The organism is Paracnuella aquatica (assembly GCF_003332885.2).
GTDB lineage: Bacteria > Bacteroidota > Bacteroidia > Chitinophagales > Chitinophagaceae > Flavisolibacter > Flavisolibacter aquaticus.
In genome coordinates this window covers 44563-62342 of record NZ_QOWJ01000015.1, presented here as the reverse complement: position 1 = coordinate 62342, position 17780 = coordinate 44563, and the positions used below count along the sequence as shown (strand labels likewise).

The window sequence follows — 17780 nt, the reverse complement described above, 5'->3', positions numbered from 1 at the left end:
TGCCAGGCAAACCCTACTGCAATGAGTAAGCGATTAAGTATAAAAGATAAGGTGCAGCAGCTAAGAGCAAACCTGAAACTGCTGCGTACGCTTCGGCTGATCTGGACCGTTACGCGAGGCCGGGTGATCTTTACCGTGGGAATGATTGTGCTGGAAAGTGCCCTATTTTTTGGCTCGCTGTACATTTTTAAATTACTGGTAAATGCCGTGGCGCAACAACCCGATGTGCCAGCAGCAGCAAGACAGCAGGAGGTGATTACTTACCTGATCATTGCTGCGGTGATTGGCGTGGTGTATATGATGGTGCGGGCACTTACCGGCCATGTGGCCGAAGTGCAGGCCGCCAAAGTAAGCACCTTTATCGATGATAAAATTCACGGCTGCGCCGTATCGCTGGACCTTTCGTTTTTTGAAAGCCCCGCTTATTTCGATACGATGAAACGTGCCATGGATGCGGGTCCAGACCGCCCCAATGCCATTCTCACCAACCTGGTGGACATTGCCAAAAACGCCATGATGCTCCTGATGGTGGGCTCCCTGCTGATTTCCATTCACTGGCTGCTGCTGCCCCTGATGGCCGTATTTATTATTCCGCTGCTGTGGGTGCGCATTAAATCAGCCGACCGGATGTATGAATGGCGGCGCAATCAAACGCACCTCGAACGTAAATCGGCGTACCTCAGCTCGCTGCTTACCGGCGATACGGTTGCCAAAGAGATCCGGGCCTTTGGCCTTGGCTCTTACCTGCGCTCCTGGCACAAGTCTATTTTTACCGACCTCATTACCCAGCGCCTGCGGCTCAACCGCCTGGCCACTACCAACGAGATGATTGCCGGCGGATCGGTGACCCTGGGCATTTTTGCCTGCATTGGTTTTATTTCCATTTCGGCCATGAACGGCACCACCAGCCTTGGCGATGCGGCCCTGTTCCTGATTGCTTTTCCGCAGCTCAATAATATTTTATACTCCCTTTCGGGCGGCATTTCGGTGTTGTATGCCAACAGCATTTATGTCAACAACATTTTTGAATTGTTTGACCTGAAGCCCAGCCTGGCCGAGCCCCAAACCCCGGTGCCCGTACCTACCGATGAAAAGCTGGACCTGGAGTTAAAGGACGTAAGCTTTACCTACCCGCATGCCAAAGACCCGGCACTTACCGGTGTGGATTTGCACCTGCCTGCCGGCAAAATTGTAGCGGTGGTAGGCCTGAACGGCGCCGGTAAAACAACGCTAATCAAACTGCTTTGCCGCTTGTACGATCCCACCGAAGGAGCCGTTACATTGGGTGGTGTGGATGTGCGCCAGTTTAGCAGTGCCGAATACCGCAGGCAGCTGTCGGTCGTATTCCAGGATTTTGGCCGCTATAATGTGAGCGCCGCCGACAACATCCGCTTTGGCGATATCCACCGCCAGCATTCCGACGAAGACCTGGTAACTGCGGCCGAACACTCGGGTGCAGCGGCTTTTATCAATAAATTTCCGCAAGGCTACAACACCACCATGGGCCGTGTGTTTGAAGAAGGCCGCGAAGTAAGTATTGGGCAGTGGCAAAAACTGGCCATCGCCCGGGCATTTTACAGCACCTCGCGGATCGTGATTTTGGATGAGGCCACCAGTGCGCTGGATGCGGTTTCGGAGCAGCGGTTGTTTCAGAGTTTCCGCGAACGCATTGGCAATCGTGCGGCACTGATCATCAGCCACCGCCTGTCGGCGGTAAAACATGCCGATTATATCTATGTAATGGGCGATGGGCAGGTAAAGCAGGAAGGCACGCATGAAGAGCTGGTAAATACCCCAGGTGAGTACGCCAAACTGTTTCTAAAAAAACCTGTTTTAAAATAAAGACCATTTATCTTTAAATTTTACACCTAAACTGCTTTTGACACCCTCAACATCCGCCCGATGACTGCACCCGAACAAAATAAAACAACGATAGCGCCAAAGCCCCAGCAGGCAAGGGTGGCTATTGTGTCGATGTGCAGCGACGACTGGGGCGGCAGTGAAGAGTTGTGGGCACGCAGCCTGCCTTTCCTGCGGCAGTCGGGCATCGGCGCTTCCCTTTCTAAAGTGGGCATCAACCCGCATCACCCGCGCATTGCAGCGCTGGCGCAGGCGGGTGTGCAGTTGCAGCCCCTGGGCGATACTCCGGCCAATGCACCGCTGAGCCGGCGCCTGCAAAAAAAGCTGCGCGAAAGATTGTTCCGGCGGCCGCCAGGTTACTGGGAGCACATCAACTTTGGCAAACACCTCCAGCTTTTTCGGCCTCAATTGGTTATCATTGCACAGGGTATAAATTTTGATGGATTGGACTATGCGGCCGTTTGCAGCGCACACAATATACCCTACGTTGTTGTTTGCCAGAAGGCAGTGGAATTTTTCTGGCCCCCGGCCCACCTGCGGCAGTCCATGCGGCAGGCTTTTCAACGGGCTAAAAAATGCTATTTCGTATCGCAGCACAACCTGCAACTCACCGAGGAGCAGTTTGGGTTCCGGTTTTCCAATGCCTGTGTAATACACAACCCGGTGCGGTTGGTTCCGAAAGCACTTCCTTTTCCTATTGCATCAGAAACCATTCGCCTGGCTTGTATCGGGCGGCTGTTTATTATTGATAAAGGGCAGGACATTTTGTTGCGCATTTTGGCGCAGCCCAAATGGCGGTCCCGCCCGGTGGTGGTGAGCTTTATTGGCACCGGCCACGACGAGGCAGGCATTAAAGAACTGGCCGCACTGCTGCAACTGACCAACGTGGTGTTTGAAGGACAGGTAGAAGGCATGGAAGCCGTTTGGCAACAACACCATGCGCTGGTGCTGCCGTCGCGTTGCGAGGGCATGCCGCTGGTGGTGCTTGAAGCCTTGGCTGCCGGCCGGCCGGTGATTGCGTCAAAAGCAGGTGGCACCCCGGAGTATATAACGGAAGGCGTGAATGGCTTTTTAGCCGAAGCAAATGTGGAAGATTTTGAAGCCGCAATGGAGCGGGCCTGGCAGCAGCGCCATCGCTGGGCCGAAATGGGCACCACCGCGGTAGCCATGATACAAGACCAGATTACTGGCAGCCCTGAAGAAGTTTTTGCAAATGAAATAACTGAGCTAATTTATGAAAACTAATCCGCTGGTATCGGTTATAATACCTACCTACAACCGGGCTTCGGTGTTGGCGACGGCCATCCGGAGCGCACTGGCGCAAACGTACCCCAACGTAGAGATCATTGTGGTGGATGATGGCTCACAAGATAACACGGCGCAACTGATGGAAACATTTCCATCGGTGCAATATGTGATACAGGAACATGCCGGCCAGGGCGCTGCCCGCAGCCGCGGATTGCAGTTGGCCAAAGGCACCCTAATTGCTTCGCTGGATTCGGACGATTACTGGGAGCCGCAGTTTTTGGAGCAAACCGTAACCCTGCTAGAAGACAACAACCTCGATTTTGTTTTTGCCAACTGGATACAGGAAACAAAGGACGGCGGACAGATCGATTTTTGCCGCTTCAACCCTTACCTCGAACATTATTTTGAACAGCAGCCGGGCAACACCGTTTTGTTCAATTCATCGGAGCTGCGCTACATGTATATCCGCGCCTGCCTTTCACCATCTTCATCGCTTTTGGTGCGGGCTTCCTCAATGGTATCGGGGTGGAGCAACCAGATGAATATTGCCGACGACTGGTGCATGCTGCTCGATATGCTACTGAACAAAGCCTGCACTGCCGGATTTATAAAAGAACCACTGTGGCGAAAAACCGTGGTGGGCGACAATATTTTCGACGGCCGCAGCCGCGAGGAAGTATATAGCCTGCTGTATGTAGCTGATGCTAAAGTGATCCTCGAACGCCACATGCACCTGCTGACGGTGCCCGAACAAAAGTTTTTAAAAAAACGCTACCTCGAGTATCTGGTGCGCAGCGCCAAAAACAACATGCGCACCAATGGCAAAGTAATAGAAGGCGTACGCATGATGCAGCAGGCGGTGTTTTTTCACCCGCTGAATTATGCCCGCATTTTTTCGAAACTGATGATGCAAACCGTGATGCGCAAGTGGCATGAAATGGCTGAATAAACAGCGTTGCGGCGCAACCAAAATGAGTATCCTGCAGCAATGAAACTGACGAAACTGATCCGGCTGAGTGAGTGGTGGCAATATAAAATGGCGCCCCTGGCCGCAATGGGCTACGCCACTGCCTTGTACTGTGGCGCCGATGTGCTGGCACTGTTACCCGGCTTGCTGATGGTGGTGGTTTCGGCTATGTTTGGCGCCGCTTACGTAAGTGTACTCAACGATTTTACCGATATAGAAGAAGACCTGGCTGCAGGCAAATACAACCGGCAAAGCAAACTCACTCCTGTCCAACGCAGGCTGCTGCTGGCCGCCAGCGCCATTCCCGGTTTTTTGTTTCTTTTCTTTTTTTATAAAGATTCGTTGCCCACGCTGTTTTACTTTTTGGCCGGCGTATCGTTCACTGCTTATTCCATGCCGCCCATGCGGTTAAAAAATAAAGGCGTGTGGGGCGTGGTGGCCGATGCCAGTGGCGCCCATCTTTTCCCTACACTCACCATTGCTGCCGCCATCTTTCATTTTGCAGGCAAAAATGCCGATGCCGTTTGGATGATCAGTGCCGCCGTATGGGCTTTTGCCTATGGGCTGCGCGGCATTATGTGGCACCAGTTTTCCGACCGCATGAACGATACCGAGTCAGGCACCAGCACTTATGCAGTGAAACGAGAGATCTATAATTTCTGGATCATTGCAAAAGGTATATTGGCCGTGGAAGTGCTTGCGTTGTGCGTGTTGCTGGCTTATTTAAACATGCCGCTGTTGTGGCTGGTATTTGGGTTGTACATCATTGGCGTGGCCATTGCCCGCACATTTTTCAACATCAAGGTGATTGCTATTTTGCCGGTGCCCGGCCGCAACTATATTTTCCTCAATACATTTTACCAACTGTTTTGGCCAGTGGCGGTGCTGCTGGTGGTGGCGCTGCAGCAACCCGGCACCTGGTGGCTGCTCTTATTGCACCTGGTGCTGTTTCCACAAAATATTTTATCCTGCTTCCAATTAAGCCGCCGCTTTTTTGGCCGGCTGAGTGCCCAATAAAAAAAGGGGCAAAAGGCTGCACCACAAGTACAGCCCTTTTCACCCCTAACGCCTAAACTAACGGGTACGGATCAACGAATAAATGGTCGTACAATAGCAAGTACCTGTTGCTCGGTCAACGGCTCATCAAAAGCTTCGGTTGCATCGTCCATACTGATGGACATACCGTTAATGTTGGTGATCTCAACGCCGGCCTGCGTTGCATTTTCTTCGCCTGCATAAATAGCAGCTGTTGCAGCAGGCAAACCGCCCAAATCTTTACCAGTGATCCATGGCTTAACGGCAGCACCGCGGGCCCTGCGCATTTGGCGTATGTGCGATGCATGGCGTGCTTCCACCGAATGAATATTGAGGGCCGCAGTGAGCACATCATTGTTTGAAATAAGCTTGGCAGCCTGCCCTTTGTAGGCCCGCACGCCGGTATCTTCAAACGCCTGCGCCACCGCCAAAAAAGTATCGTAGTTGGAAAAAACATTGGCAAATGCGCCGCCTGCGGTAAAATCAAAATTGGGTTTGTTTACCGGTGTGCCGCCTGCACCCTGGATGGCTGTACGCAAGAACGCCACATGCGCATTCTCATGATCGCGGATGGTGGTGATGGCGCCGGTTGGTGCACCTGCAGGAATCAGTCCGGCTGACGCTACAGCCTGTGTGTAAAACTCGGCTTCCAGGTACTCCAGTGTTAGTGCATAATTCAATACATCAAGTACGGTGGTTACACTTTGGCCATAGGCTTTTTTTAACATGCCACCGAGGGAAAGCGGTACAGCAGCAAGCGCCACTTTTCCGGCAAAAGAAGTAAACTGCTTCAGTGCTGCGCGGCGGCCATCAAGACGACCGCTCATATCAGGATCCAGCTTTTCAATCTGGTCGACTACATTATAGAGATTCATTTGATTGACGATTTACGATTATGGATTGACGATTGTTTGAAACTGCAATAGCATATTACCATTGCTCATTCACCCCCTTTAATTTGTGGGCAGATTCGATGCATTGATCCGCGTTTTTACAAAAGGCGCAGCGGCTGCCAACACTTCCATTGGGTTAAGGCTTCGGTCAAGACCATTGGCATCCACAATCGTATTGTCGGCAAATGAGCCATTGGCGATGAGGTCGCGAACAAGAGCTGCGTGGCGTGCTTCCACCGAAACGATCTTTCCTGCCAGCAACAAGTAATCGGGATTGGTAAGCAGTTTGCCGGCACCGTTATATGCCGATACACCGAGGTCTTCAAATGCCTTTGCAGTAGCTAGCACCGACTCGCGGTTACTGAAGTTTACGGCACTAAAATCCACTTCCAGGTTGCGGATGGCATTGTTGGCGAGGGCCTTTTTAAACAACTCGCGGTGTGCAATTTCATGGTCTCGGATCTCTTCAAAATACTGGCGCTCCAGTGGCGAAATATTATTGTACGGCATTTCAGCCACGCGGGTATAAAACGCCGCTTCCAGCTGTTCTAACGCGTATGCATAGTTGAGCACGCCAATATCGCCGCTGCCCAGGTTTACGCCGCCGTCCATTTCGTCGGTTTCGTCTTTGCCACAGCCGGTAATGATGATTGCTGCCGATGCGCCGGTGATGCCTGCAAAGCGCAAAAAGTTGCGGCGCGATACATTACGGGCAATAGGGTGTTGTTCAGAAGCCCCGGGCTTCTGTCCGCTGATGATGTCCATATGTTATGGGATTAAGGTTTGGTAATAGTTAAAGCTGCCCCGATCGTAAGCATTTGCATAGAGTTACGTAAAGGGTAAACGGTTTGGATTGTGGGCGATAACATTTTTTTAAAAAAAATCATAGAAAGATGGAAACAGGTATTGATGACATCCAAATGCTTAGGTATGGAAGAATATCACTCAGTGAATGTCTTCTGTAAAGAATGGAATATTGAACACAGGTTGCTACCTTAGCCATATACCCAAAGCGAACCAATCTAACTTAAATGGATAACAAAAAGCAGTGGCTGTTTTCTACCATCATTACTGTGATCGGACCGTTACTTATTCTTCTTGGTGGTATAAGACTTGTACTTTATTACTTCTTCTTCGATATCAACATCCTAAACTTTTTAGAGTTAGGAGAAATAATTACTTCGTTCTTTAACTCAATTATCTTACTCGTTGGCGCAGGCACTCTCGGCTTTTTTTTGATCCGATTTAGAAACGGTTCAACCGCTGAAAACCGATCGATTATTTCTCCTAATGATTCTTTCGGAACTAGACTAAAAAAATATTGTAAAAGACTGTGGCCGTTACTAACAGCAGGCGTAGCCACTTTATTAGTTCTTATAACAATTAATGCCTTAATCGGACCTATAGGAATCGAATTGATCTTAGGTTCCATATTAATTACGGTGGCGCCAATTACGCTCTTAATTATGATGTATGAATTTAATTGGTATGCAAGTAATGGGCGGATTTCAGACTTTGATTGGAAAATAGGAGATAATCTTTTTACCTTCTTTTTGATAGGTTTACTGATCGTCTATTTGACTTTAATAGAAGTTAGAACAGTAAAGCGGTCTAAATATTACTATGGCACTCAAATCAACTTAGACAATGATGAAAAATTTGTTTCTGATAGCTCTACCTATTTCATAGGCAACACAAAAAATTATCTTTTCATCTATTCGGAAGAAACAAATTCTACACGGGTCCTACCAATGTCTCGCATTAAGGAAATCGTCTTCCGGAAATCCAGCAGGTTCAAAGGAAAAAAATGAATAGGACTTATGGCACAAACGATTTATGGCACAAGTGATCGATCCACTTGTTCGAATCTTACATTGCTTGATCTTATTACCCCTTCACTATCCCCCATTCAACGGCAGCGTAGTCCAATGATTGCCGTCCCGTGCAATCAGTGCTTCGGCATCTTCAGGTCCCCATGAGCCCGATGCATAGTTGGGAAAATCAACCGGCTGCTTGGTGCCCCACACTTCCATAATGGGCGCCAGTATGGCCCAGGCACGCTCCACCTGGTCGGCCCGCATAAACAGCGTGGCATCGCCTTCAATCACATCCTGCAGCAGCGTTTCGTAAGCTTCGGGCTGTGTTTCGGAGGTTTCGTTGAAATAATTAAATACCATTTCCACGGGCTGCAGCGTCATTTGCTGACCGGGCTGCTTGGCCTGGAAACGCAGGCGTATGTCCAGCTTTGGACTGATGTTGATGAGCAGGCGGTTGGGCCGCCAGGTATCCACCGATTCGGCTGGAAAAGAATAGCTGGGCGCCGACTTGAACTGCACTGAAATATGCGTGGTTTTTTCCGCCAGGCTTTTGCCTGTGCGCACATAAAATGGTACGCCGTTCCAGCGCCAGTTGTCGATGAATAATTTGATGGCGGCATATGTTTCCACCCCACTTTGCGGCGCCACCGATGCCTCCTCACGGTACGCCACGCGTTTTTTTCCTTCCACCCACCCCGATGCATACTGGCCACGCACCGCATGGGTATGCACTTCCTCGCGGCGCAAACAGCGAATAGCTTTGAGCACATCGTGTTTTTTATTGCGCACCTCGTTGGCATTAAATGATACGGGCGGCTCCATAGCCACCATGCACAGCAGTTGCAGCATGTGATTCTGCACCATATCGCGCAGGGCGCCGGCGCCTTCAAAATAAGCGCCGCGGTCCAGCACGCCTACCGTTTCGGTAGCGGTGATCTGCACATGATCAATATACCGGTGGTTCCAAATGGGCTCAAACATGGTGTTGGCAAAACGAAACGCAAGAATGTTTTGCACCGTTTCTTTTCCCAAAAAATGGTCGATGCGGAAAATCTGTTCCTCGGCGTACAGCTTGGTCAGTTGCCCGTTCAGCTCGCGGGCACTTTGCAGGTCGTGGCCAAAAGGTTTTTCAAACACCAGCCGGTGCAAAGCCGGGTTGTTGGCCAGCTTGTGGCCGTGCAGCGAGGCTGCAATGGCCGGTGCCAACTGGGGCGCCACCGACAGGTAATACATGATCGTGGCCTCGGCACCCCACTCTTTTTGCAGCGCTGTTATTTTTTTACCCAGCACTTTATACTCCGCATCTTTCGATGCATCGACTTGCAGGTACTCTATGTTTTTGGAAAATGCATCCCAGTGTTCTTTTAATTGCTCCTTGCGGCGGGCATGCTCGTCGATGCCTTCTTTGATCAACTTTTTATATGCCCCATTAGCCAGCGCCGAGCGGCCGATGCCTGCAATAAAAAACTGCTCCGGCAGGTTGCCGTCGAGGTATAAATTAAACAAGGCAGGCAGCAGCTTGCGCTGTGCCAGGTCGCCGGCACCGCCGAAAATAAACACTATTGTAGGTTGCATGGTAAGGGGTTATGGGTTGGGCAAAAAATGCGGCCACGAACGTCAACAAACGAGTCGCATCAGGGTTCAGGCTGTTCATCGGGGCCTTCGTGCCACTCGGTATGAAATACGCCTTCGCGATCGGTGCGCTTATAGGTATGGGCACCAAAATAATCGCGTTGCGCCTGCACCAGGTTGGTGGGCAGCCGCTCACTGCGGTAGCTATCGAGGTAAGCCAGCGATGCAGAAAGTGCCGGCACCGGTACCGCAGCGGCAATGGCCTGGGTAAGCACTTTTCGCAGGCCGCTTTCGTGTTCCTGCACCAGGCCTGCTACCGTTTTGTCCAGTAAAATATTGGGCAGGGTTTCGTTTTGTGCAAATGCCTGCTCCAGTTGCTTGAGTAGTGCGGAGCGAATAATGCAGCCGCCTTTCCACACCTGTACCACGGAAGGCAGCGGAATGTCCATGTCCTCCTCATGCGATGCAGCGGCCAGCATGCTGAGGCCTTGGGCATAAGCGCAAATAAACCCGGTAAACAGGGCACTCTCCAGCTCGGCTTCCAACGCGGCAGCTTTGTTTACAGCAGCCGTTTTTTGCCCAAACAATTTTGCTGCCTCCTGGCGCTGGCCCCTAACCCCCGAAAGGGTGCGGGCCGCCACGGCAGCATCAATGGCCGGAATGGCTACCGGAAGGTTAAGGGCTTCCTGGGTGGTCCAGCGGCCAGTGCCCTTGGAGCCGGCTTCATCCAATATCATGTCTACCAGCCATGCTTTGGTTTCGGTATCGCGAAACCGGAACACATCGGCGGTTATTTCTATTAAAAAAGATTGCAGCGGGCCGTCGTTCCATTTTTGAAAAAGGGCCTGCAGTTGCTCTGCCGTATAGCCAGCACCGCGGTGCAGTATATCGTACACCTCGCTGATCATTTGCATCATGGCGTACTCAATGCCGTTGTGCACCATTTTTACATAATGGCCCGCTGCGCCCTTGCCCATAAAAGCAACACAAGGTTTGCCGTCGGCTTCGGCGGCTACGGCTTCCAGCAGGGGCTTGAGGAATTGGTAGGCTTCGCGGTCGCCGCCTGGCATCATGCTCGGCCCGAGGCGGGCACCCAGCTCGCCGCCCGAAATGCCCATGCCAAAAAAATGTATACCCTGATCGTGCAGTTGGGCCACACGGCGCAGGGTATCGCGGTAAAACGAATTGCCGCCATCGATCAGGATGTCGCCGCTTTCGAGGTGCGGCAGCAGCGAGTTGATGGCACTGTCCACCGGGTTGCCGGCGGGCACCAGCATCATCAGCTTGCGCGGCTTTTTTAGCGACAGCACCATTTCCTCCATACTGGCTGCACCTTTTACCGTAGTGCCGTGCCGTGCCGCTGTTTCCAGCGCCTGCATGCGTTCGGGGTTGAGGTCGTAGCCGGTGGTAGCAAAGCCATTGTCGGCCAGGTTCAGCAACAGGTTGCTTCCCATTACGCCAAGGCCGATCATTCCAAAATCAAATTGTGGCGTCATATAAAGGTTAAGGGGTTTAAAGTTGAAGGTTTAAAGTTGGGCATGGGCCAAAAGTTTGCGTTGCTATACCAGCAAACAGCGAACCTTAAACTTTAAACCTTCAACTTTTATCATTGCTGGGTGGCGGGCGGTGTGGTGGCCGGTGCAGCAGGGCCGCCGGGGCGCTGCGGTGCAGGAGGCCAGGAAGAAGGCTCTTTTTTACCACCATGGCAGGTGTAGCAGGTTACTTCCAGCTTGTCTTTCACCGCCGTCCAGTCGCCTTTCCACTCAAAGTATTTCTTGTTGAGCTTCTGGGTCATTTTCATCATTTCGCGGGCCGTGAGCTTGTGCTCATTGGCATCGGAGGCAAAGTCCATGGCTTTGGCTTCCTGGTTGTACACATGGCAGTGGTTGCATTTTACCCCCAGCGATGCGGTAAAATGTTTCATCACCACATCCATTTCTTCTTTGTTGATTTTTTTGGGCAGGACCTTCAGGTTTTTGTACCGCACTTCTTCGGCATTGGTAAATGCCAGAGAAGAAGCGATCAGCACGGCAAAGGTGGTGACGAGCAGAAAAGATTTCTTCATAAACGGTGTTTGAGCTTTGAATTTATTACAAAAAATTTGCTTTCCTTCTTAACAAAACGGAGTGCCCGTCATTCGCTATTTTTGCACCGCAAAAAAGAACCGATAATGGCCAATCAGATACAGGAATTTAATGAGTACCGGGCAAAGATGAACGAGGTGATCCTGAGCAAGAACAACTTGGTGATGAAGCGCCTCTGGAACCTGGACACAAACACCTACGAAGCCGGTGCACTGGACACGAAGACCAAAGAAATGCTGGGCCTGGTAGCCTCTATGGTGCTGCGCTGCGACGACTGTATTAAATACCACTTGGGCAAAGCCTTTGAGCAGGGCGTAACCACCGAGCAGGTGTACGAAATTTTTGCCGTGGCCAACATTGTGGGCGGAACGATCGTTATTCCGCATACCAGAAGGGCGGCGGAATATTGGGAAGAGCTGGTGGCACAAGGATAAGTTGAGAACCGCAGAACAAGAAACAAGGAACGCCGAATAACGAAGTTGAGGCAGGTCAGGCCCTTTGGAATGAATAATCCGGACCTTTGAAATGCTTTTGGAAAACCAAAACTAAGGGGCATGACAGACCGGAAATTTGACTTGGATGATCGCCTGATCAACTTTGCTGCAGCAATAATCGACGTTGCTGAAGGACTTCCGAAAACAATCGCAGGAAATCATTTGTCGGGCCAGTTGATCAGAAGCGGCACAGCGCCCTGCCTGCAATATGGCGAGGCCCAAAGTGCCGAATCAAGAAACGATTTTGTTCATAAGATGAAAGTGTCGGCCAAGGAGTTGCGGGAAACAATCAACTGCCTGAAGCTAATTAAAAGGAAAAGTTGGTTTGATGAGGATAGGTTAAACAAGTGCATCAATGAAAACCATCAACTCATATCCATTTTTGTAAAAAGCATAGAAACAGCTCAAAAAGTAATCATAAATCGTAAGAAATCCAGGAACAGTGAACCCTATTCGAAATTCGTCATTCCTTGTTCCTTGTTCGTTATTCTTTAAACAATGGAAACACCCACTTTAAATACCCCTACTCCTGCCCTTACGGCGAAAGATTTTGCAACCGACCAGGAAGTACGCTGGTGCCCCGGTTGCGGCGACTACTCCATCCTAGCGCAGGTACAAAAGGTGATGCCTACGCTGGGCATTGCGCGGGAAAATATTGCCATTATTTCGGGCATTGGCTGCAGCAGCCGCTTTCCGTATTACATGAACACTTACGGCATGCACTCGATCCACGGCCGGGCCACGGCCATTGCCAGCGGATTGAAAGCTACCCGCCCCGAACTGAGTGTGTGGATCGTTACCGGCGATGGCGACAGCCTGAGCATTGGCGGCAACCATACTATTCACCTGCTGCGCCGCAATTTTGATGTGAACATACTCTTGTTCAACAACCAGATCTACGGCCTCACCAAGGGACAATATTCGCCTACATCGGAGGAGCAGAAGGTAACCAAGTCCACCCCGATGGGGTCCATCGACCACCCGTTCAACCCGCTGGCGCTGGCCTTGGGTGCCGATGCCACCTTTATTGCCCGCAGCATGGACCGCGATCCAAAGCACCTGCAGGCCATGTTGCTGCGGTCGCACGGGCACAAGGGCGCTTCGTTTTTAGAAATCTACCAGAACTGCAACATCTTCAACGATGGTGCATTTGAAATATTTACCGAGAAAGGTTCAAAGGCAGAGGAAACACTGTTCCTGGAACATGGCCAACCCTTGATCTTTGGCGCCAATAAGGACAAAGGCATTCGCCTCAACGGCTTCCGTCCCGAGGTAGTGCAGCTCAACGAAGGCTTTTCGGCCGACGACCTGTGGATACACGACGAGCAGGACCTGATCAAAGCACAAATGCTGACCCGCATTTTTGATGACCCGCGTAAAGAAGGCCACCTGCCCCGCCCCTTTGGCGTGTTTTATGCCGCCGACCGCCCCTGCTACGAAGAAGTGCTGAACGAGCAGATTACCATTGCCAAAGACCGCAAAGTGGCCGACCTGGATGCGTTGCTGCGCGGTAGGGAAACATGGAACATTGTGTAACAGGCGTGGGGCTGTAATGGCCCAAAAAACAAAAGCTGCTTCATTTAGAAACAGCTTTTGAACGTGTGTTAAGATTGAAAATTAATGAATGGATCGGCAGGAATGCCGGTCTATTTTTTTGCGCCTATGAAAAGTTGAAATAGTATTGTCTTGCAATCAGAAATAGCAGTTAGTTTCGATTGCATTGCAATTTGCCCCATTTGCTGCAGAAAAAATCTTCCAAGTTCTTCCAAGTTTGTAATTTCCGCTAGTGCGGAAAACACATCCCTCGATTACTCCCGACGAACTGGCGCATTTAAAGAGTAAGGTAGAACATACCTGGGGCAGAACCATCAAAATATCGGCCGACTGCGAAAAGCTGCAACAGCACATGCAGCAAACCATTGGCGCCGGCATATCGGCCAATACGCTGCGCCGCATTTTTGGCTTTCTCAATGGCGGCGGCATTCCATCATTACAAACCAAAAACCTGCTGGCGCAATACTGCGGTTATGCTTCGTGGGATCACCTGCAGCAGACCGAAGTGGAAACCACGGCCAGCAACATTTCGGATGAATCGATGTTCTTTCTCGACTTTTTCCGCATCGAGGTAAAAAGCGAAGGCGACATCAATTACCACAACGCCTGCCGCAGCGTTGCCAAACGCATTTTGGGCAACGCCACGCTGTTCAACCGCCTGGCCGAACCATTGGCCCAAAACAAAACAGCGCAGGTATTTTTTTACGAACGTTTTCCGTACATCGACGGGCTCGGCCTTGATTATTACCTCCGCGGGCTGCGCTTGTACCTGCACCATAAAAAAACCACCGAAGCGCAGATCTTCGGTCATGCGCTGCTTTTTCTATCCCATTTTTTGCAAAACAAAAAAGGGGAAGCAACAGCCGTTTATGAACAGTTGCTGCGCATCAAACCCAATGCATCGGTGCATGATTTTGTGCAGGCCCGAAACCTGGGCAGCCGCATTTTGTATAAAAAATGTATGGCCAAAGAGCCGGTAGAAACCGAGCTGGAGCAGGTGCACCAGTTGGCAGCAAAACATCCAAAGCCGCTGCAGGTGGCTTTTTGGGCGTTTCCTTATTTTCAGTTTATGATTGCCGATTACCTGAACTTGGCCGGCCTTTATGAAGAATCAGAAAAAGTGGTGACGCCTTTTAGACGGCTGAATGGCAACACTATTTTTATTGAACAGGGCTATGGCGAAGCCTGGGAAGCTATCTGGCAAATAGCACTGCACAAAAGCCAGCCAACCGTATTTGCACATTGGTTTGAGCACTTTGATTGGGATAGCTTGCATTATCTCTTCTACCGTTTTTACCGGCTGCAGGCCATCAGGGCATATTGCTCGCTGCCGCAGGCCAAACACAGCAAGGCCCTGCGTGAAGAACAAGCCGCGCTGATCAAATCCACCGGGTTTCATTTTCTAAAAAGCAGTTCATAAACTGCACTGATAAAGATTTTACTAGCTGCTGCACCTTATGGTAAACACCGTTTTACCAGGCTCAATCGTACGCAGTGAAAAAGGAAAATCGTGGTTGCGCAAAATTTCTTTGATCAGCATCAGGCCAATGCCCTGGCCATCGCGTTTGGTGCTGAAGAACGGCGAAAAAAGATGGTCGGCATCCACTTCCGAAATGCCCTTGCCCGAATCGATGATGCGCAGGATGCATTGTGCGGTGATGGTTTGCACAGTAATGGTGCCATTGCTGCCAATGGATTCCATTGCGTTTTTTACAATATTGATCAGGGCCTGTTCCAACTGCTGGTCATCGGCATGGATCAATAGTGGTGTTTCATCCAGCTCATAATTAAATTGAATGTTGCATTCTGCTGCCCGCACGGCAAACAGGTCGCAAACATTGCGCACCAGTTGGTGCAGATCCACCTTTTTACGGTTGGGATGGGGCAGTTTTACCAGGTCGGCAAAGTTGCGCATAAAGCCATTGAGGTTGTTGTTGCGGTTGATGGCTACCTGCAACGCATGCTGCATCATTACTGTTTGTTCCGGTGCAAATGTGGCCGCCTTTAACGTGGATTGCACAATGGAATTGACCGGGCCTACCGTGTTGTTTACTTCATGCGCCATCATGCGGATCACTTTGCCATACACCTTTTTTTCTGCCGCTAAAATCTCCGCAGTCAGTTCTTCGATGGTAATAAAATGACGCGGAAAACCGCGATCCACAAAATGCGCCAACTGCAGTTTATAAGTATTGGTACCGGCCACGCTGATGGTTCTTGATTCGCCAGTGGTAAGCGTGGCCACCTGCTGCAGCAGCGGGTGCTGAAAATCGGCAACGGGCTTTCCTTTCAGTGTTTTTTCATCCATTTGCAAAATGGCTGCTACCTTTGGATTGAAGCCTTCAATATGGTTGTCGTAATCTAAAATGATGATGCCTGTTGGTGCGGTGGCAATTAGTTTTTCCAGGAAAAAATGTTGCTGCTCCTGCCTGGTACGCTCCACACGCAACTGGTCGATCATGTTGTTATACACATCAATCAGTTGGTCCATTTCCCATTTGCCTGTTGGCCTGAACTTTACATTAAAATCGCGGTCCCTGATGGCTTCCACGCCGGTCATTAAAGTTTTGAGTGGTTGAATCAACTCTTTATACAGGCCCCAGGCAAGCCAGATGGAGACGAGGATCAGTACTTCGGAAAAAAGAAACAGCAGCTTATTTTCCCGGAAAATAACAAAGCTGAGCACCAGCGTTACTGCGTGCAAAAAGAAAATAAACAGCAGGTACTTAGTCCGCAGTTTCATCGTAAGGCAGGTTGTATTTTTCGAGGCGCCGGTACAATGCGCTGCGGGTAAGGCCCAGTGCCACTGCAGCTTTTGCTATTTTGTTTTTATGAAATGCCATGGCCCGCTTGATCATTTCCACCTCCACTTCTTCCAGCGTTAACAGCCCTACACCGGGCAATTGCACCGTTTCCTTTTTTGCCGGAGATGGGTCGTACTGGTTTTGAAAATCGGCCACATCGAGCAGCGGCCCGCGGCTTACCAGCACGGTTCGCTCCACCAGGTTTTTTAGCTGGCGGATGTTGCCGGGCAGCGGCAGTTGCTGCAACCATTTGGCCGCTTCGCGGGTAATGGCCAGGTCGGGCCGGTTGTAAATATCACGCAGGTTGGCCAGGAAAAAATTAACGAGCAGCGGAATGTCCTTTGGCCGTTCGCGCAGCGGTGGCAGCTTGATGGTAATGAGGTTGATGCGGTACAGGAGGTCTTCGCGAAATGTGCCGCGGGCCACCATTTCTTCGAGGTTGCGGTTGGTGGCGCACACTACACGTACATCAAGGGTTTTAGTGCGGCTGCTGCCCAGCACTTCGTAGGTGCGGTCCTGCAGCACACGCAACAGTTTTACCTGGCTGCTCGCATCGAGGTCGCCTATTTCATCCAAAAAAATGGTGCCCTTATTGGCCATTTCAAAACGGCCGGTACGGTCATAACGGGCATCAGTAAACGAACCACGTACATGACCAAACATTTCGCTTTCAAAAAGCGATGTGGAGATGCCGCCCAGGTTTACTTTTACAAAAGGTTTGCCCCTGCGTTTGCTGTTTTGGTGGATGGCTTCGGCAATCAGTTCCTTGCCCGTTCCGCTTTCGCCCATGATCAATACCGACGCATCGGTATCGGCTACACGACCGATGGTTTCGAGCAATGCCAGCATCTTTGGATCTTCGCCAATGATGTGTTGAAAATTGTATTGGCTATCGAGCTGGCGGCGGCCCAGTTGTTCTGTTTTCTTTTCTTTAAGATCGAGCAGGGTTTGTACCGACTGCAGCAGGTGGCTGTTTTCCCAGGGCTTGTTGATAAAATCGTTGGCACCCAGTTTCATGCCCTGCACGGCCAGGTCGATGGTGCCCCAGCCGGTGATGAGGATAACGGGCAGCGCAGGGTGCCCACTTTTAATTTGCTGCAGCAACTGCATGCCTTCCTTGCCCGATGTTTCCATGGAAAAATTCAGGTCGAGAATAGCCAGGGCCACATCATGCTGCTGGAGCTGTTGCAACGCCTCCCCTTCGTTTGCAGCTTCCGCCGTGGCATAGCCCTCGCTGTGCAGCAACAATTGCAAGGAAGTACGCACCGCAATATCATCATCAATAATCAGGATCATGCAGGGATAAAATTAAAGAAACCGGAGATGGAACCGGTGATTTGTATGAATAGAAATGATTGAGGGGATGTGTGGTAATAAGTTCGTCTCTGATGGGTATGATGGTTGTGCGGCCTTACGAACTCTGTGATACACTTGTCATTGCGAGGCGCTGCA

16 protein-coding genes are annotated in these 17780 nt (G+C 50.6%); 9 read left to right on the top strand and 7 right to left on the bottom strand.

Going from position 1 to position 17780, the window contains the following annotated elements; genetic code table 11:
- The first annotated feature begins 21 nt into the window (after nucleotides 1-21).
- From DRJ53_RS17565 to DRJ53_RS17550, 4 genes are read left to right on the top strand one after another with little or no spacing between them, the layout of a single operon-like run.
- Nucleotides 22-1842: an ABC transporter ATP-binding protein gene (locus DRJ53_RS17565; protein WP_114236975.1), complete on the top strand. Its 1821-nt coding sequence runs from the start codon at nucleotides 22-24 to the stop codon at nucleotides 1840-1842.
- A 60-nt stretch (nucleotides 1843-1902) separates the two neighbouring features.
- A complete protein-coding gene (locus tag DRJ53_RS17560; RefSeq protein WP_114236974.1) occupies nucleotides 1903-3105 on the top strand; it encodes a glycosyltransferase family 4 protein in 1203 nt (400 codons plus the stop codon).
- A complete protein-coding gene (locus DRJ53_RS17555; protein ID WP_114236973.1) occupies nucleotides 3095-4057 on the top strand; it encodes a glycosyltransferase family 2 protein in 963 nt (320 codons plus the stop codon). Before DRJ53_RS17560 ends, DRJ53_RS17555 begins: the two co-directional genes overlap by 11 nt.
- A 39-nt stretch (nucleotides 4058-4096) precedes the next feature.
- Entirely contained in the window at nucleotides 4097-5092 is a 996-nt protein-coding gene (locus tag DRJ53_RS17550; RefSeq protein ID WP_114236972.1) for a UbiA family prenyltransferase, read from the top strand.
- A gap of 71 nt (nucleotides 5093-5163) precedes the next feature.
- On the opposite strand, the gene DRJ53_RS17545 is transcribed toward DRJ53_RS17550, so the two are convergent.
- On the bottom strand, nucleotides 5164-5985 hold the full coding sequence (locus DRJ53_RS17545) for a ferritin-like domain-containing protein (protein WP_114236971.1): 822 nt from the start codon (nucleotides 5983-5985) through the stop codon (nucleotides 5164-5166).
- Nucleotides 5986-6063: 78 nt separating this feature from the next.
- Nucleotides 6064-6768: a ferritin-like domain-containing protein gene (locus DRJ53_RS17540; RefSeq protein ID WP_114236970.1), complete on the bottom strand. Its 705-nt coding sequence runs from the start codon at nucleotides 6766-6768 to the stop codon at nucleotides 6064-6066.
- Between the two features lie 266 nt (nucleotides 6769-7034).
- Between DRJ53_RS17540 and DRJ53_RS17535 the strand changes: the two genes are divergently transcribed.
- A complete protein-coding gene (locus DRJ53_RS17535; protein ID WP_114236969.1) occupies nucleotides 7035-7814 on the top strand; it encodes a hypothetical protein in 780 nt (259 codons plus the stop codon).
- Nucleotides 7815-7901: 87 nt separating this feature from the next.
- Here DRJ53_RS17535 and zwf read toward each other — a convergent pair whose 3' ends face one another.
- From zwf to DRJ53_RS17520, 3 genes are all read right to left on the bottom strand, one after another.
- Nucleotides 7902-9395 (bottom strand): glucose-6-phosphate dehydrogenase, encoded by a 1494-nt coding sequence (gene zwf / locus DRJ53_RS17530; RefSeq protein ID WP_114236968.1) that lies wholly within the window; start codon nucleotides 9393-9395, stop codon nucleotides 7902-7904.
- Between the two features lie 59 nt (nucleotides 9396-9454).
- Entirely contained in the window at nucleotides 9455-10888 is a 1434-nt protein-coding gene (gene gndA / locus DRJ53_RS17525) for an NADP-dependent phosphogluconate dehydrogenase (RefSeq protein ID WP_206609816.1), read from the bottom strand.
- Nucleotides 10889-10998: 110 nt separating this feature from the next.
- Nucleotides 10999-11457 (bottom strand): c-type cytochrome, encoded by a 459-nt coding sequence (locus DRJ53_RS17520; RefSeq protein WP_114236967.1) that lies wholly within the window; start codon nucleotides 11455-11457, stop codon nucleotides 10999-11001.
- Between the two features lie 105 nt (nucleotides 11458-11562).
- On the opposite strand from DRJ53_RS17520, the gene DRJ53_RS17515 reads away from it, so the two are divergent.
- From DRJ53_RS17515 to DRJ53_RS17500, 4 genes are all read left to right on the top strand, one after another.
- Nucleotides 11563-11910 carry a carboxymuconolactone decarboxylase family protein gene (locus DRJ53_RS17515; protein WP_114236966.1) on the top strand — a complete coding sequence of 116 codons (348 nt, stop codon included), beginning with the start codon at nucleotides 11563-11565 and terminating at the stop codon, nucleotides 11908-11910.
- Between the two features lie 120 nt (nucleotides 11911-12030).
- Complete coding sequence (locus DRJ53_RS17510) at nucleotides 12031-12465, top strand: four helix bundle protein (protein WP_114236965.1); 435 nt, start codon at nucleotides 12031-12033, stop codon at nucleotides 12463-12465.
- A gap of 3 nt (nucleotides 12466-12468) precedes the next feature.
- Nucleotides 12469-13506: a 2-oxoacid:ferredoxin oxidoreductase subunit beta gene (locus DRJ53_RS17505; RefSeq protein ID WP_114236964.1), complete on the top strand. Its 1038-nt coding sequence runs from the start codon at nucleotides 12469-12471 to the stop codon at nucleotides 13504-13506.
- Nucleotides 13507-13756: 250 nt separating this feature from the next.
- Nucleotides 13757-14944, top strand: a complete 1188-nt coding sequence (locus DRJ53_RS17500) for a hypothetical protein (RefSeq protein WP_114236963.1) — start codon at nucleotides 13757-13759, stop codon at nucleotides 14942-14944.
- Nucleotides 14945-14965: 21 nt separating this feature from the next.
- Here DRJ53_RS17500 and DRJ53_RS17495 read toward each other — a convergent pair whose 3' ends face one another.
- Nucleotides 14966-16267, bottom strand: coding sequence for a sensor histidine kinase (locus tag DRJ53_RS17495; RefSeq protein ID WP_114236962.1), 1302 nt, complete (start codon nucleotides 16265-16267; stop codon nucleotides 14966-14968).
- Nucleotides 16251-17624 (bottom strand): sigma-54-dependent transcriptional regulator, encoded by a 1374-nt coding sequence (locus tag DRJ53_RS17490; protein ID WP_114236961.1) that lies wholly within the window; start codon nucleotides 17622-17624, stop codon nucleotides 16251-16253. The genes DRJ53_RS17495 and DRJ53_RS17490 overlap by 17 nt, the downstream gene beginning before the upstream one ends.
- Nucleotides 17625-17780: the final 156 nt, after the last annotated feature.

Coding starts and splice junctions, on each gene's coding strand:
- DRJ53_RS17565 (WP_114236975.1), top strand. CDS start 22: ATGAGTAAGCGATTAAGTATAAAAGATAAGGTGCAGCAGCTAAGAGCA.
- DRJ53_RS17560 (WP_114236974.1), top strand. CDS start 1,903: ATGACTGCACCCGAACAAAATAAAACAACGATAGCGCCAAAGCCCCAG.
- DRJ53_RS17555 (WP_114236973.1), top strand. CDS start 3,095: ATGAAAACTAATCCGCTGGTATCGGTTATAATACCTACCTACAACCGG.
- DRJ53_RS17550 (WP_114236972.1), top strand. CDS start 4,097: ATGAAACTGACGAAACTGATCCGGCTGAGTGAGTGGTGGCAATATAAA.
- DRJ53_RS17545 (WP_114236971.1), bottom strand. CDS start 5,985: ATGAATCTCTATAATGTAGTCGACCAGATTGAAAAGCTGGATCCTGAT.
- DRJ53_RS17540 (WP_114236970.1), bottom strand. CDS start 6,768: ATGGACATCATCAGCGGACAGAAGCCCGGGGCTTCTGAACAACACCCT.
- DRJ53_RS17535 (WP_114236969.1), top strand. CDS start 7,035: ATGGATAACAAAAAGCAGTGGCTGTTTTCTACCATCATTACTGTGATC.
- zwf (WP_114236968.1), bottom strand. CDS start 9,395: ATGCAACCTACAATAGTGTTTATTTTCGGCGGTGCCGGCGACCTGGCA.
- gndA (WP_206609816.1), bottom strand. CDS start 10,888: ATGACGCCACAATTTGATTTTGGAATGATCGGCCTTGGCGTAATGGGA.
- DRJ53_RS17520 (WP_114236967.1), bottom strand. CDS start 11,457: ATGAAGAAATCTTTTCTGCTCGTCACCACCTTTGCCGTGCTGATCGCT.
- DRJ53_RS17515 (WP_114236966.1), top strand. CDS start 11,563: ATGGCCAATCAGATACAGGAATTTAATGAGTACCGGGCAAAGATGAAC.
- DRJ53_RS17510 (WP_114236965.1), top strand. CDS start 12,031: ATGACAGACCGGAAATTTGACTTGGATGATCGCCTGATCAACTTTGCT.
- DRJ53_RS17505 (WP_114236964.1), top strand. CDS start 12,469: ATGGAAACACCCACTTTAAATACCCCTACTCCTGCCCTTACGGCGAAA.
- DRJ53_RS17495 (WP_114236962.1), bottom strand. CDS start 16,267: ATGAAACTGCGGACTAAGTACCTGCTGTTTATTTTCTTTTTGCACGCA.
- DRJ53_RS17490 (WP_114236961.1), bottom strand. CDS start 17,624: ATGATCCTGATTATTGATGATGATATTGCGGTGCGTACTTCCTTGCAA.